Source organism: Paenibacillus woosongensis, assembly GCF_009725165.1.
Taxonomy (GTDB): Bacteria; Bacillota; Bacilli; order Paenibacillales; family Paenibacillaceae; genus Fontibacillus; species Fontibacillus woosongensis.
Window position 1 is genome coordinate 1,073,590 of sequence record NZ_WNZW01000001.1, and the last position, 13,499, is coordinate 1,087,088.

Here is a 13,499-nt window from a genome sequence, read left to right on the forward strand (position 1 = left end):
TCACGACTCCGTAATGACTTTCTCCGCTTGGCCGCCGGTCAGCGACATCTTGTACCATTCGAACCGGTGGCTGAAATAGATCGTATCGCCCAGAATATGAATATGATCGGCGCTGTCCCCGCAAATGCGGATTTTGCTGCCCGTGTCCGGATCGATGCGGTATACCGAGCTGTCATTGCTGCGGTTGGCGCAATAAATGTAACGTCCGTCGCTATTCAGGCTATTCGGCGACACATCCGCATAGACCTGTGCTTCCCCTGTTTGCAGATGCAGAGCAGTCAGCAAGTACTGGTTCTTCGTGTCGGCGAATAGCAAGTCGTCGCCGACTTTCAGCAAATGGGCTGGTACGGATTCCGAGAGCTGCTCGCGGCTGCTCCCGCTAACGTGACATGACCGGATCCCTTGCTGAGTTCCGTAATACACCTGCTCTCCTTCCACGACAAAGCATTCGACCGGCTCATCCGTCACCCGGGATTCCTTCGTCCCGTCGGTTAGACAGCGATACAGCTTATGATCGGTCTCGCTCTTGTAATAGAGCCAATCACCGCTAAGGACAAGGCCGCAGCAAGGGCGGTCGATGAGCAGCTGAGTGCTTCTTGATAACAGATCCAGGCGATACAATCGGTTCCCCCGGCTTTGGTCACTGTAGTAAACGAGGTCTCCCCTAGGGTTCATGAACCAGAACATGCCTTCCAAAAGGGTACTATCGCTGGAGAACCGGCTCTGCATATGCGTTCCGGAATAATGGCGAATATCGGCAAGCAGCAGCTTGTCCTGAGCCTCGCAGATCAAGCCTCCGGTGCTGATGTTGTCATTCACGCGGGTCCACCTCCTTCTAAATAAGAGTCAGCAGTGCTCCGAAGGCCACGCCTTCCTCCTCCAGCGTCCGGGCGGGGTCAAGTATGCGCCCCAGCGGCTCGGCCTGCAGCCGATGCTCCGGAGTGATGGACAGGCCCAGCGCGTCGGACAGCATAGCCAGCAGTTCCCCGGAAGTTACAAAGGCAGGCACCTTCAATTCCTTCGCGAAGCTCTCGCCGGCTTGAAACGTTACTACGACATAGTCCATCGGCTTTTTCCCCTCCCTTAGTTCTTGACCGACAATATGAGCATCCGCTCGGATTCAAGCTGATAAGCGACATCCTGTCCGGCATCTTCGGCCAGCTGCAAATATTTGGTCTGGAACTTGTACTCCGATTGCGCCTTCAGCTCGACCTCCGTTACCAGCTGCCCTGTCGCTTCATTCATTTCTTCCTTAAACTCAACGGTTACCGTGAAATCATTGTATTTGCCGTTCGCGGATGCGAAGGTGAGCTCACGCATGCTCAGCCCTTGATTCGTCCAGGTCAGCTTCAAAGCATCGCCGAATGCCTCCGCAAAATACTCCACGAATTTCTCCTCGTCGACGCTAGCATCCAAATCTCTATGAAACTCATAAATCAGACTGCGATCCTTCGCTGAACGCGCGGCATTGCCAAGGGCCGTCCCCAGCACGATCTTCTCTTTTCCCAAATACATGAGCTCCACCATCGGCTCCAGTAATACCGATAGCAGTAAAAGAAGCAGCATGGCTATAGCTATATTTTTCATAGTCTCTTTTACCAGTAGTCCTCTTCATAGTAGATCAAGTCTTTATAATGTTTGAGTCCCGTCGTTGTCAGGGTGAACGAAACCGGAATCTCCCGTTCATATTTTTCCCCCCACAGCTTGATGCTTAGCGGGTATACCGCCTTGATCGTTACCGTGACAGGATGCCCGCGCTGCTTGTAGGGCTTCTCAATATCCGAGGCGTTTTCGTATAAAGAGGCGTCGCCACCTTCGGCGGAATGCTCGCCTCCCCCTTCCTTTTCGGCGGAAATGACGATTTGATCGGCCTTGTCCCGGTACACCGGACGGTCGCTCAGCTTCCTGAGCGTATCTTCCTTGTATTCGTTCTTCAGGTAATTATCGCTGGCCACGACCTGAGACAAATGGAAAGTTTCCACCACCAGCGTCATGTACCAGGGAAAGAAATAAATAAAGTTCGTAAACAACAAAATGGCGACCGAAACGAGAATAGAGATAAGAATCGATTTTGCGAATGCGCGCATTTTATTTCACCTATGCCTTATGTAGTCGCCTGCATTAAGCCATCATGTCCTCGATCGCTTTCATGAACATCTCCCATACCTCTCTGATCCATTGCTCCAAGAAGGTGTTCCGGATTAAAGTAACAGCTACGGCGATGATGACGATCACACCAACCGTGACAGCGATTTGCTTCACGCCGATGTCTCCGCGCTCCTCCTTCCAGAAGGAGAGTTTCTTCTCCTCCTCCCGCTTGCTGTTCCGCTTGCGATTTTGATATTCCATAACCAATGCCCTCCCATGCTTTTTATCTTCGTTTGAAATCTTCCGGTTTATTGAAACATTTTGATAGAATCCAAAATTGTGAATAAATAATAGATGGCGATGTAAACGACCAGAACGAGGATAAGAACAAGCTGAATCCGCGAATTCGTTCGCTGCCTTTTCTCCAAATCTTCTTCTAACGCTAGAATCCGGTAGCTGTCTACTTCATTCTTGAGATATACCATCTGCGAAATATTGTCATAGCCTTTGAGCCGGGTCTCCATCAAGTCGCAAAATTTAATGATGTAATGGATCGGCACCCGTTTCTTCAGCTGCTTGAGCGCATATTCCTCGCCGTATTCGATGTTGTCGAGCATGACGCCAAGCTCCTCCGCCATATCATTGTTGGCGTTTGGCAGGTAATCCCGGATGACGTCCGCAAGGTAAATATTGACCGACTTCGAATACTGGTAGTACACCATGCTGTAAAAGGCCGGAAAATCAAAAGCGATATTCTTGTTCTTGCGCTCAATCTTCTGCTCCATTTCGGAGATGGGGTACAGCCAGCCGAGAATGATGAATATCGCCGTGACGTAACCTAGCAGCAGGTTGGCGCTCATAAATATGGCCGTAACGACGACCCCTGCCGCGGCATAAAATATCTGCTCCGCCCGCAGCTCCTCGGGTTTCATCGGCAGATCGAGCCGGTCGATCATTTTCTGGTACCGGATGCGCTCTGCATTCCCAAGCAGCCTGCTGACGTACTTGGCAGCAAATCTTCGCTTGAAGCCTTTGAACTTATCATTAAACTGGGCATTCTTGCGTTCCTTCAAATATCTGCGGTTGCGCTTCTTCTGCTTTCCCTGCACCGGCTTGAAAAAAGGATAGATGAACACCTTCACCAAGTAGAGTATGGCGGCCAGCGCGCTGAGTTTGGCAAGCATCGTCATTTTCTGTCACTCCCCGGCCCCAGATTGCCCTGGAGCGCCTGCGTGCGGGCAAAGCTGAGACATATGATGCTAATCATGACCGTGTTGATCATTTTGCCGAAGGTGCTGTACAGCATGAATTCTCTGAAATCATCTACGGACAGGGCGTATAGAAAGAACAGCACGATAATGATGGTCTTCAACAAGAAATCCCGGTTCATCTTCCGGAAAATCCGATCCTTCCGCGCATTAATTTCGCGCAGCACCGCATTCTCATCCACGATGTCGAGAAAGATATCGGCCATGCCCTTCCGTTCGTTGTATTCGAAGACAATTGCCTTCTTGGCAAAGTTGTCGAACTTGGGACCGAGCTGACGGTTCAGCAGCAGAATGGCCTGCTTGAACGAGTATCCGTTATTCTCGCAGTTATCGATGAACTGCTGAAAGTAAGGGCGGATGGACGGCTTGATGTATTCGTCGCTTTCCATTACCTTTTTAATCGCGACCAGCACCCCTTCCCGCGCCAAAGGGCAAATGATATCCTCGGCATCCATGATGCTCTCCAGCTTCTCAGCCTTAATCGCTTTGGACTGCATGACGAAATAGGTCAGCAGCCCGATGAATATAGCTACGGTCACAACTACAGCCAGAGTGACGTTCTTCATGAAGATGACGACGATCAGCACCACAATGGCAAAAGCGATGCATAATAGCGAAGTGAAGCTCTCCAGCGTCAGCGGCAGATTGAAGTCGAGAATCAGTCCCTCGACAAGCCGGTTGTATTTGGCGTAAACATTTTCCTTCTGCTTAACAATGCGTTCCTTCTTGACCCGCTCTACATAGCGCTTCGTATTGTATCTGCCGAGATGCTCGGCCAGCGTATCGAGCATGCCGAGAAAGAACCGTCCGGTTCCTTCGAAGAAGCGGACCTCGAATATGGCGTTAAACACGATGAATGCGGCAATCCCTAAAGATAAACTAATGATTGAATTGGTATCCATCGAATCCGTACTCCTCTATTTCGTCTTTCCCCGGCGGCTGTGTCAGAAACTCGAAGCGGCTGCGCTTGATGCCGGCCTTGATCATCGTCTGCTGCACTTTCTCGGACAGCATGCCGACACGTTTGTGTTTGCCGATGATTTTGAGCACCCGGTGAGTTCCTTCCTCCTCGAGAACGTCCTCCGATACGAATTTGTAAATGGGATTAACGATCGGCTCCAGTCCCTCGGAGCCCAGCACCTCGGAAATCGAAGTGACCTTCCTTGTCCCGTCGGCCAGCTTCTCCTGGAATACGATGAACTTGACGGCACTGCAAATATTGCGAAGCGCCAGCTCCGCCGGCTCATTGGAGGCCATCAGATAGGCGGTCAGGAAACGGTAAATCGCCTCCCGGTCGCCCTCGGCATGCAGTGTCGTGAAGAAGAAGTGGCCGGTCTGGGCCGCCCGCAGCGCGGTCGCAAATTCCCCAGGCGTTCTCAGCTCGCCCGGGCCAATCCAATGGGGCGACTGCCTCATGGCATTAATCAGCAAATTCTCCATCGTCGCCGGGCTCGCGTCATCGTCATCCGGCACCGATTCGTATTGCAGCACGTCGTTGATGATTCTTCCGTGCTCGCTATTGCCCTCCCGCTGCAGCAGCCGCATCTCCGAAGGATTCTCGATCGTAATGATCCGGGATAGCGGATTGATCTCCTTGACCATCATCTCGTTCAGCGTTGTCTTCCCGCTGCCCGTCGGCCCCACCGTAATCCAGGAAAGATCGGCTTTGGGCAGCAGGGACAGCAGCTTGAACATATTGACGGAGAATGATTCATTTCGCAGCATCATTTCCGGGGTAATACTCTTCTTGCTAAATTTCCGGATCACCACCGCCGGCATGTCATAAGGCGAGATGTCGGCATGAGTGGCATTTACACGGTATCCTTCGATCGTACGGGCGTTAACCATCGGAATTTTCGGCGTGAGCCGGACCTTGGAAACGCCGAGCAGCTTGGATATGATCCGCTCCAAATGCTCGCGGTCGATAAAATGCTGATCCCAGGGAATCGTCTTCCCGCCGCTCTCCACGAAGATTTGATCGGTGCCGTTGATCCGTATTTCATCAATCGTTGGGTCCTCCATCGCCTTCGTGATCGGTCCGTAGTGGGTAATTTCATTGATCAGCGCCTGCTTCAATTCCACCAGCTCAAAATATCCTTCGACGACCGGCTTCTGCGAATCCACGAATTCATTGATATATGCTTTCGTCATTTCGCGCTTGCGGGCAGGATCGTTCTCCCGGCGAAAGGCGTGGGTTGCTACTTTCGTTATGTATTTCTGGCACAGCTCCAGCGCTTCCTCAAACTGAATGGTCGTGTACTTATTTTTCAGTTCCTCCATATCTTCAGGCTTGCTGATCTGGTGCGCTACTTTTTGCTGCATATCGCTGATTTTTGCACGGGTGAGCATTCGATCTGATCCCTCCCTTACTGGTTGCCTAAAATGTCTGCCAATTTGCGCATTTCCCGCAGAAAATATTTGTTCACCAAAGGATTATCCCTGACATACAGCTTTCCCTCGAGCGAGTAGGCATAGGCCGCTTTGATCATCGGCAGGGACGCCACGATATTGAAACCGAACTCCTTGAACCCTTTGTAGTCATAGTTGATATCCTGAACGTTCATGAGAATGACGCTCGTGAATTTCGCCGTGCTGATGCCGACGGAAGCGGCAAAATCAAGCATGCGGGTCATGTTGCTGGGAGCCTCGATACGTTCCGTAGCTGTAAAAAAGCCGACATGCGAGGATTTCATCGCCCCCAGACAGAACTCGAGCGGGGGATTGTTCGGAATATCGAGCAGGATGATGTCGAACATCCCTTTGAGCGTATCGATGACCCGCTCCAAATGCTCGAATTCGAAATCGAAATATTCTTCAAGCAAGTCATGCGGGCTTGGGGACAGCACGTACAAGCGTTCATATTTCGTGGCCTGAATTTCCTCCCGGAAATCGACCTTGTCGCTTTTTAGCACCCTTATCAGCCCGTTCCCCCTCTTGCTGGGCTTCACATCCAGGTAGTGGTAAATGTTCGGATTGAACACCTTCAAATCGACGATGCAGGTATTCAGGCCTTTCTGGGCCAGCAAATAGCCGAGATTGCTGATGACCAGGGCGTTGTCCACCATATCGCACGCAGGGATAAAGCCGACGACGCTGTAGATTAGCTTGCTGTCCTGCAGCTCCGTCCCCATTAACTCCTTCGCCGAAATTTTGCTCAGCACGTCATCGAGCTTCAGTTTGTCGTGTTGATCCATGACTCCACCTCTCTTTGCAAAGTAGGCAGCTGATCCAGAATAACCTGGCTATTCTTGCGGCTCAGTATCGTAATCAAATATTTCTTCCCGTCGTAGCCGTTATATTTGGCGAATTTATCGATTTGCTCCCTCGTTCCTTCGAGGAGCAGCGATCTCGGCTGAATGCTCTTCAGGAAGTCGTTGCTCTTCATGACCTCCTGCCGCTTGTCTTCGCTCAGCTTGAGCACTTCTTTGTACACCTCATAAATCGAATGGCTGCTGGAATTGAGCATGTCCCGAACTTCGATGCTGTCAAACAGCACCTCCGTCTTCATTTGGGTTCGCGTGGAGACAAATGCATTCGGATTGCCGGAGCTATCCGGCACTTCCTGCTCGAACGATACGCGAATCCTCACTTTATCGCCCGGCATGAGAATGTCTCCGCCCGCCTCAAGGAAGTTGTACGGCAATGTAAGCACCTCATGCTCCTCGCCGAGCTCGTACAGCCATTCATTTTGCAAAGGCTTCTCTTCCATGAGCTGATCCTTATACAAAATACTGCCGTCCCGCAAATAGTATTTCGTAAATTTATCCGTGACAGAAGACAGATCCTCAGCCAGAATCATGTCCTCGGTGTACTCCTTCCGGATGATGGCATATTTCTTGATTTGTTTGTCTGTTAAAGGAACATATGCCGGTATCCCCCCGCTTTGACTGACCTTCAGCACCTCTACCGTGTCCTTGGCCGCCTCGTTGGCATTGTTCAATACGATAAAAGACACGACGATCACAGCAATACTGAATAGTAGGGCCAATATCTTTTTGAACAGTTTCTTGTTAGGGGAGACGCTTTTTACTGTACTTAAGTCCATAAGCCTACGCACCCTCCATTAATCTTAGAAGCATTTGTCCAAAAGCCTTCTCAAACTCGGCTCCCGTGTTCGTCACAGGGATATCCGTCTCGATCTGCGCATCAAAGGCGTCGCTGTAAGGTACAACCCCGGCCGTTTTCATTTCGTACTGAAAGGAATCGCTGATGCCCGAGGCGAGTATTTCGCTAACCCTGTCAGGCGCAAACAAGGATCCCTGGAACCGGGAACGGTCGTTGTATTTCGTCACGATGACCTTCGATTTGGCATTAAAATAAGACGCCTTCTCCCGATCGAGCACCACCTCTACATTTCGGGCCGTACTAAGGACCGCATGCAAGTTGTTCGGTATACATAAGCCGAATACGTCGATATGGATCATCGTCTCCTGAAAGCTCCGCAGCAAATCAAGCGGCATATCTAGCAATACGAGATTGAACTTGGTTCGAAGCACGGAAATCAAGCCTACCAGTTTCTCGCTGTTATAGAATTGCTCCATCAGCTTGCGGTCATTGAAAGAGTACCCAAGCGATGTTAGCCAGAGCTGATCTTGGATATTAAAAGCTGTCGTCATGTAATCCTGAGGCCTGGCGAGCGTGCGAATCAGCGATGAGCTCATCTGCTCATCCTTATTCGTCATATCATGAAAACGGCTGAAATACATATTCATGCTGCGGTATTCCGCATCCATGTCAACAATGATGCTGCTCAGCCCCCGCTTGCTGGCTTCATGCGCCAAATTGACGGCGGTGCTGGTTAACCCGTTGCCGCGATGGCCGGTAACCGCAACGACTCTGCTGATCCCGCGGCTAATGTTGGCAATGTCCCTCGTTAAACGGTCAGTGGCCGTCCGCTCTGAGTTTGTCTCTGACTTTGGGCGAAAGCGGTCGAAGAAAGAGCGCTTCTTCTCGGTTTGGCCCGGCCGCGCTGGCTGTTCGTGCATAAACTTGGCTTCTGTCTTAAAATCATTATGTATGGGGGCAGTGTCATTCCGGCCCATTTCTTCTATGGAGCGCTGGAATACTTCTGCCGGAATTCTCGCCGTATCGCTGACAACGATCTTCAAGTGATCAAATCGCTGCGTCAGCATGCCCAGCTCAAAAGGCTTCATGAAATCTCGCGTGACGAGAACCACAGGAATCCTTGAGGTGCTATTCACCTCGATCCATTCCAGCAGCCCGTTGAGCTGCTCCCGGTCAAGGCCCGGCTTTTGTGTAAAGGCCTGATCCGTTATGAGGATTCCGTCGCCTACAGGATTTCCGCCGTTCAGGTAATCCGACAAATTTCGCAGTTCAAGAGCATGGGGATGAATGACTGTTGTCTTTTTAGGCAGATACTGCGTCACGATTCTATGAAACCCACCACTTACAATAAGCAGCTTCATGTGTTCACCTACTAAAGCAAAAATCATATTAATTAGTAATATTTACCTCGCTAATGCTGAACATTATACAAGTAACCTATAGGTCGTACAATACCTTATTTGTATAAATAATCCTTAATATAGACTTACTTCCTACCTCTAGAGGTCTTAAGTTTTACGAGTTTTCGAAAACAGGAATAAAGTAGTAGGTACAGATTTTTTGACATTTTTCGGGAAATCATTGAAAATATTGGCGTATTTTATCGAACATTACGGAGGGTTTCTCTATGAATATATGGTTGGCATCTGCCTTCATCCTGCTCCTGCTGATTTGCAGCATCAGCGATATAAAAAAGCGCATCATTCCTAATCAGCTTGTCATCCTGCTTCTCGCATTAGGATTGCTTCAAAGCTGGCTGTATTTCTACCTGGCGGATGCCCTGCTAGGTTTACTCTTTCCTTCCCTCCTCCTGTTCCTGGCCAAATCCAAATGGGATTTCTACATAGGCGCAGGGGATATTAAACTGCTATCGGCCATCGGGATCTGGGTGGGCTGGCATGCCAATATTTATGTGCTTCTAGCGGGCGGTGTTCTTGCACTCATATATGCGGGGATAGTCAGCTGTTTGCGCCCCGGACAAGCATCGTCCATTCCATTTGCTCCATTCCTGTCGGCAGCGGCCATAGCTATCTATGCAGGATTGGTTATTCAGCACCTATAGAAAAGGACTGTCCAACAAGTCCTTAAAGTAAAAGTCAGACGGAAAACCTCGCGTTTCTCCGTCTTTTTTTACGCATCTGTTTTTGGTGTTTGCTGTTGTGAGGTAGTTGGGTGTTGGATGTGGGTGTGGGTGTGGGTGTGGGTGTGGGTGTGGGTGTGGGTGTGGGTGTGGGTGTTGGCGGTTGGCTGGCGGGGCAACTGGATATCCGCAACCCTGAACGGACACAGAGGACGCTATTTGTGAGATAACGAGGAATCTGAAGAGCTAACGGACCTGTGTTCCGCTATTGCTCCCAAAAGCATGTTTTTGACAGTCCATTTGGCCAAATAACGGAACCAGGGTCCGCAAGCATAGCAAAAGAGCGCCTACTTTAACAAATAGCGGATCTCCTGTCCGTTAGCAGGTGACCAGCCCTACGAGTTCAGCCATCCCATCAATCTCATCAATCCCGCCCGCCCCATCAGTCTCACCAGTCGTCATAAGTCCCATTATTCCCATTATTCCTACCAATCGCATCAGCCTCATCAATTCCATCAATTCCATCATTCCCATTATTCCCATTATTCCCATCCATTCCACTAGCCCCCAAACCACCCTCTGAAGAGCATGGGCTGTCCAGAAGGTCAGGTTTTTTACTGACTTTCTGGACAGCCCCATTCATTAATTGCCTCCGGAATCGAGCCTAACGCGCCCCGATATTCGTTCCGCTTGGCGTACCCGAGCCGATTAAATCGCTCCCTGAAGCAAGCTTCAGGAAGTTACCCAGATTCGGAGAACCGTCGCTATTGCGCGTTAATGTAGGGGTCAGGCTGACGAAGTCCTCAGCGCTGGCGAGAAGTCCTTTGGCGTTTTCGCTTTTTTTGTTCTTCCACCACACGTTCGTGCTGGACACATCGGTGCCGCTAGTCTTATCGCTTGCACCGCCTTGGAAGGATAAGTTGTTCGTGAAAATATGCGTGCCGACATCGAAGGCGAAATTGCTCTGCCCGTTCGCCCAGGATGTATTGTTCTTCATTTGGATCGATCCAGGATTGCTGTTATAAGTAAAGCCATGCTTCTTGTTCTGGAAGGCGATGCTGTTCTCGACAATGTGGTTGACCCCGATTTTCTCTCCGCCCAGCTTGAAGCCGTTTCCGTCACTATCCGTCGTTGAGGTGCCATCCGAGGTCTGACCATTATGATGGGCAATGCTGTTGCGGATCGTCACCGCTCCAATCGGGCCGGTATCGGACTTGGTGTACAGATCCCAGCCGTCATCGACGTTGTAGGCTGCGATACAACCGTCAAATACGTTGCCCGGACCAACGGTCAGCTTGGCGGCAAAACCGTCCGCATCCTCCCCGTTATCCGGGTCATAGTTGTCATGGGAGTATGAATTGATGACCAGATTATAGCTTGGCCATTCATCAAACTGCGCGCTTGAGGCATAGCGCCCAATTTGAATGCCTGTATCCCGGTTATGATGCGCCTCGACCTGATCGATCCGGTTGTAATTGCCGCCAATGTACAGCCCATTATCACCTGCGCCTTTGATTTCAAGGCCTTTAATTACCCAGTAATGCCCATATAATTGAATGCCGCGGTTCGTGGAGGCAAAAGCCTGGGCCGAGAAATCTAGAACCGGCTTCTCATTGGCATAAGCAACCAGGTTTTTGCGGGCGCTGGAGGTGCCGTTATTGCCGCGTTCGATCGTAATGGTGGAATCGAAGCTGTATGTCCCTCCGCGCATATAGATTGTTTTGCCTGGAGCTATTCTTGTGATAGCCGCTGCAAGCGTGGTCGGCTTGTCCAGCGTTCCCGGGTTGCTGGCAGAACCGTTAGCAGCTACGTAGAGATCCCCATCTGCAGGAGCCGGGATGCCTGGATCCGGATCAGGATTCGGCGGCGGATCCGTTGGCGTCGTGCCCTCTTCAAGCTCCGTTACGGAGACGTTATCGAATTTAGCCAATGTTTTGCCTGTAACGAAGCCGACGGCTCCGGCGGTCAGGCTGGAATCGGTGGCTGTCAGCTCCAGCGTATTGTTCACATACATTTTGATCGTAGAACCCGACAGCTCCAGCTTGACGTTATACCATACGCCTGCTGACAGCGGATAATTTTTGGTCACGAGCGTCGAGGAGGAGCCGCCTACTTTCTTGCGGATTTCCAGCTTGCCTCCTCCGCTGTTATAGAGTGATGCTGCATAATAGTTGTTGCCGTCCTTATAACGGCCTGCCACATAGGTGCGATTGGTCCCATTGAAATCTTCCACTTTGACATCAGCCTGTGCAGCATAGTTTGTCCATGCGGCGTTTCCGGCCGAGGTGCGCCCTTCGCTTGTGCTCGTCTGGGAGTATACATAAGAATTTCCGTCCTTCACTACAGCCCAAGTACCGGTCGTCGACGTCCAATTATTACTGTTACCGCTTTCAAAATTGTCGCTAAAGAGCGCAGCCGCATTTGCCTGTCCGCTTGGCAGCCATGGAAGAATAAGCGCCAGGCATAGGGCAACGGCGATGATTTTATAATTGCGGATGTTAAACGGGTTAACGGATGATTGGGAATTCATGATCATACCTCCATTATAAAGGATATATTGCGTCTTTCCTTAAAACTCCTGGAGCAGTAAGCAGGCTCACCTCCTCTAAGAAATAAGGATTATATCTAGATGAGAATGTTTGCGGGCTAGTTGTTATGCTAAATTTTTAAAGCGGTTACATCAATAATCATTTTTACATATTATAGTCAATATGCCTTTTTGGGGAGGTTATCAGATATGTTATCCATAAAAAAACCTTGAAGACATATAGTCATTCAAGGCTCTAACCTGCAAAAATAGATATTATGCCGGCTGGCTATTCAAATGGATATTTCAAGCCCCACTGGGCTCTTAACTGATCAAGCAGCTGCATAATTCCGAGCGATTCCGCTAATGTGATTGCGCTGCTTTCGGTTTCTCCGGCCAGCAGGCATCTGCCTACCTCCTCGGCTTCAAATGCATACCCGACAGCAGTCCGGTCATCCTTTACCTCAACCGGTTCCTGCCCGTTAACGTGAAGAACAGCCTTCGCAGCGTTCAGGAATGAAGGGATATGAATCGAACCTTCCGTCCCGTAAATATAAGCTTCGTTCGTAAGAGCGAGCCTGACCGCACCGTGAAGGGAAGCTGAGCGCCCTTGCCCATAATCCAGCAATATGGAGAAATGCTCGTCGACCCCCGTCTCGCCGATATGGGCCGTACTCCATACCTGCTCTGGATTCGGGCCAAAGATCATGGATGCAAACGATACCGGATAAATCCCTGCATCCAGCAATGCACCGCCTCCAAGCTCCGGATTAAGCAATCTGCCGCTTGGATTCCAGTCGCTGCGGAAGCCGAATTCTGCCTTGAGCAGCTTGACCTCACCGATCCTTCCTTCCTCCAGCCATTGTCTGACCTGAACGATCGGCGGCAGAAACCGCGTCCACATCGCTTCCATCAAGAACAGACGTTTCTCCTTGGCGAATGCAATAATCTCCTCAAGCTCCCTGCTGTTCACCGTAAAGGGCTTCTCGCACAGGACGGCCTTCCCGCCACGTAGAGCGGTTATGACATTATCGCGGTGAAAAGGATGCGGAGTCGCCACATAGATCGCATCGATCTCCGGGTCGCTCACCAGTTCCTCATAACTTCCATACGCCCGAGGGATATTGAATTTTGCGGCAAACTGGTTCGCGCTATTTAGAGTTCGCGAGCCGACCGCCATCCCTTCCCCGTTGCTGACATGCGTTAAATCTGCGGCAAATTTCTCAGCAATCCAGCCCGTACCCATGATGCCCCAGCGGATTGTCCTTCTCGTGTTCTCCTGCATATCCTTCCTCCCAGTCGCTATTTGCTGGAAATAGCCTTAATGGTTTGCTCCTATTCCCTCATACTACCAATTTCCGGGGGGATTCACCATCTTTATTCGATCAGCCAGCATGTGTGCTAATGAATTGGGTTTGGATAACTGCCTGCGCTAGGCTATAATGGGAGCGATTTATGCATGAGAATGACT

At 50.4% G+C, this 13,499-nt stretch carries 16 protein-coding genes; 2 read left to right on the top strand and 14 right to left on the bottom strand.

Annotated features, from left to right (window positions below):
- Genes GNP95_RS05095 through GNP95_RS05145 form a run of 11 tightly spaced genes read right to left on the bottom strand, consistent with a single transcriptional unit; the run spans window position 1 to window position 8,782 of the window.
- Window positions 1-819 (bottom strand): DUF5050 domain-containing protein, encoded by an 819-nt coding sequence (locus GNP95_RS05095; protein WP_155609756.1) that lies wholly within the window; start codon window positions 817-819, stop codon window positions 1-3.
- Window positions 820-835: 16 nt separating this feature from the next.
- Window positions 836-1,066 (bottom strand): EsaB/YukD family protein, encoded by a 231-nt coding sequence (locus GNP95_RS05100; protein WP_155609757.1) that lies wholly within the window; start codon window positions 1,064-1,066, stop codon window positions 836-838.
- Window positions 1,067-1,083: 17 nt separating this feature from the next.
- On the bottom strand, window positions 1,084-1,566 hold the full coding sequence (locus GNP95_RS05105) for a hypothetical protein (protein WP_196427067.1): 483 nt from the start codon (window positions 1,564-1,566) through the stop codon (window positions 1,084-1,086).
- A gap of 29 nt (window positions 1,567-1,595) precedes the next feature.
- Entirely contained in the window at window positions 1,596-2,087 is a 492-nt protein-coding gene (locus tag GNP95_RS05110) for a hypothetical protein (protein WP_155609759.1), read from the bottom strand.
- A gap of 34 nt (window positions 2,088-2,121) precedes the next feature.
- Window positions 2,122-2,349: a hypothetical protein gene (locus GNP95_RS05115; RefSeq protein ID WP_155609760.1), complete on the bottom strand. Its 228-nt coding sequence runs from the start codon at window positions 2,347-2,349 to the stop codon at window positions 2,122-2,124.
- A 47-nt stretch (window positions 2,350-2,396) separates the two neighbouring features.
- Window positions 2,397-3,278 (bottom strand): hypothetical protein, encoded by an 882-nt coding sequence (locus GNP95_RS05120; protein ID WP_155609761.1) that lies wholly within the window; start codon window positions 3,276-3,278, stop codon window positions 2,397-2,399.
- Window positions 3,275-4,258, bottom strand: a complete 984-nt coding sequence (locus GNP95_RS05125) for a hypothetical protein (RefSeq protein ID WP_155609762.1) — start codon at window positions 4,256-4,258, stop codon at window positions 3,275-3,277. The genes GNP95_RS05120 and GNP95_RS05125 overlap by 4 nt, the downstream gene beginning before the upstream one ends.
- Complete coding sequence (locus tag GNP95_RS05130; RefSeq protein ID WP_155609763.1) at window positions 4,236-5,705, bottom strand: CpaF family protein; 1,470 nt, start codon at window positions 5,703-5,705, stop codon at window positions 4,236-4,238. The genes GNP95_RS05125 and GNP95_RS05130 overlap by 23 nt, the downstream gene beginning before the upstream one ends.
- Window positions 5,706-5,722: 17 nt before the next feature.
- The gene (locus GNP95_RS05135; protein WP_155609764.1) at window positions 5,723-6,550 is read right to left on the bottom strand and encodes an ATPase; all 828 of its coding nucleotides are present in this window, start codon (window positions 6,548-6,550) and stop codon (window positions 5,723-5,725) included.
- Window positions 6,529-7,401 (bottom strand): CpaB family protein, encoded by an 873-nt coding sequence (locus tag GNP95_RS05140; protein WP_155609765.1) that lies wholly within the window; start codon window positions 7,399-7,401, stop codon window positions 6,529-6,531. Before GNP95_RS05140 ends, GNP95_RS05135 begins: the two co-directional genes overlap by 22 nt.
- Window positions 7,402-7,405: 4 nt before the next feature.
- Window positions 7,406-8,782: a hypothetical protein gene (locus tag GNP95_RS05145; protein ID WP_196427068.1), complete on the bottom strand. Its 1,377-nt coding sequence runs from the start codon at window positions 8,780-8,782 to the stop codon at window positions 7,406-7,408.
- 266 nt (window positions 8,783-9,048) lie between these two features.
- Here GNP95_RS05145 and GNP95_RS05150 point away from each other — a divergent pair, with 266 nt between their 5' ends.
- Both GNP95_RS05150 and GNP95_RS26390 read left to right on the top strand, forming a co-directional pair.
- On the top strand, window positions 9,049-9,483 hold the full coding sequence (locus GNP95_RS05150) for a prepilin peptidase (protein ID WP_155609767.1): 435 nt from the start codon (window positions 9,049-9,051) through the stop codon (window positions 9,481-9,483).
- 117 nt (window positions 9,484-9,600) lie between these two features.
- Complete coding sequence (locus GNP95_RS26390) at window positions 9,601-9,726, top strand: hypothetical protein (protein ID WP_269058931.1); 126 nt, start codon at window positions 9,601-9,603, stop codon at window positions 9,724-9,726.
- A gap of 153 nt (window positions 9,727-9,879) precedes the next feature.
- On the opposite strand, the gene GNP95_RS05155 is transcribed toward GNP95_RS26390, so the two are convergent.
- The 3 genes from GNP95_RS05155 to GNP95_RS05165 all read right to left on the bottom strand — a co-directional run bounded on the left by GNP95_RS05155 (window position 9,880) and on the right by GNP95_RS05165 (window position 13,313).
- Window positions 9,880-10,140 (bottom strand): hypothetical protein, encoded by a 261-nt coding sequence (locus tag GNP95_RS05155; protein WP_155609768.1) that lies wholly within the window; start codon window positions 10,138-10,140, stop codon window positions 9,880-9,882.
- Between the two features lie 25 nt (window positions 10,141-10,165).
- A complete protein-coding gene (locus GNP95_RS05160) occupies window positions 10,166-12,037 on the bottom strand; it encodes a right-handed parallel beta-helix repeat-containing protein (protein ID WP_155609769.1) in 1,872 nt (623 codons plus the stop codon).
- A 280-nt stretch (window positions 12,038-12,317) separates the two neighbouring features.
- Window positions 12,318-13,313, bottom strand: coding sequence for a Gfo/Idh/MocA family protein (locus GNP95_RS05165; protein WP_155609770.1), 996 nt, complete (start codon window positions 13,311-13,313; stop codon window positions 12,318-12,320).
- Window positions 13,314-13,499 lie beyond the last annotated feature (186 nt).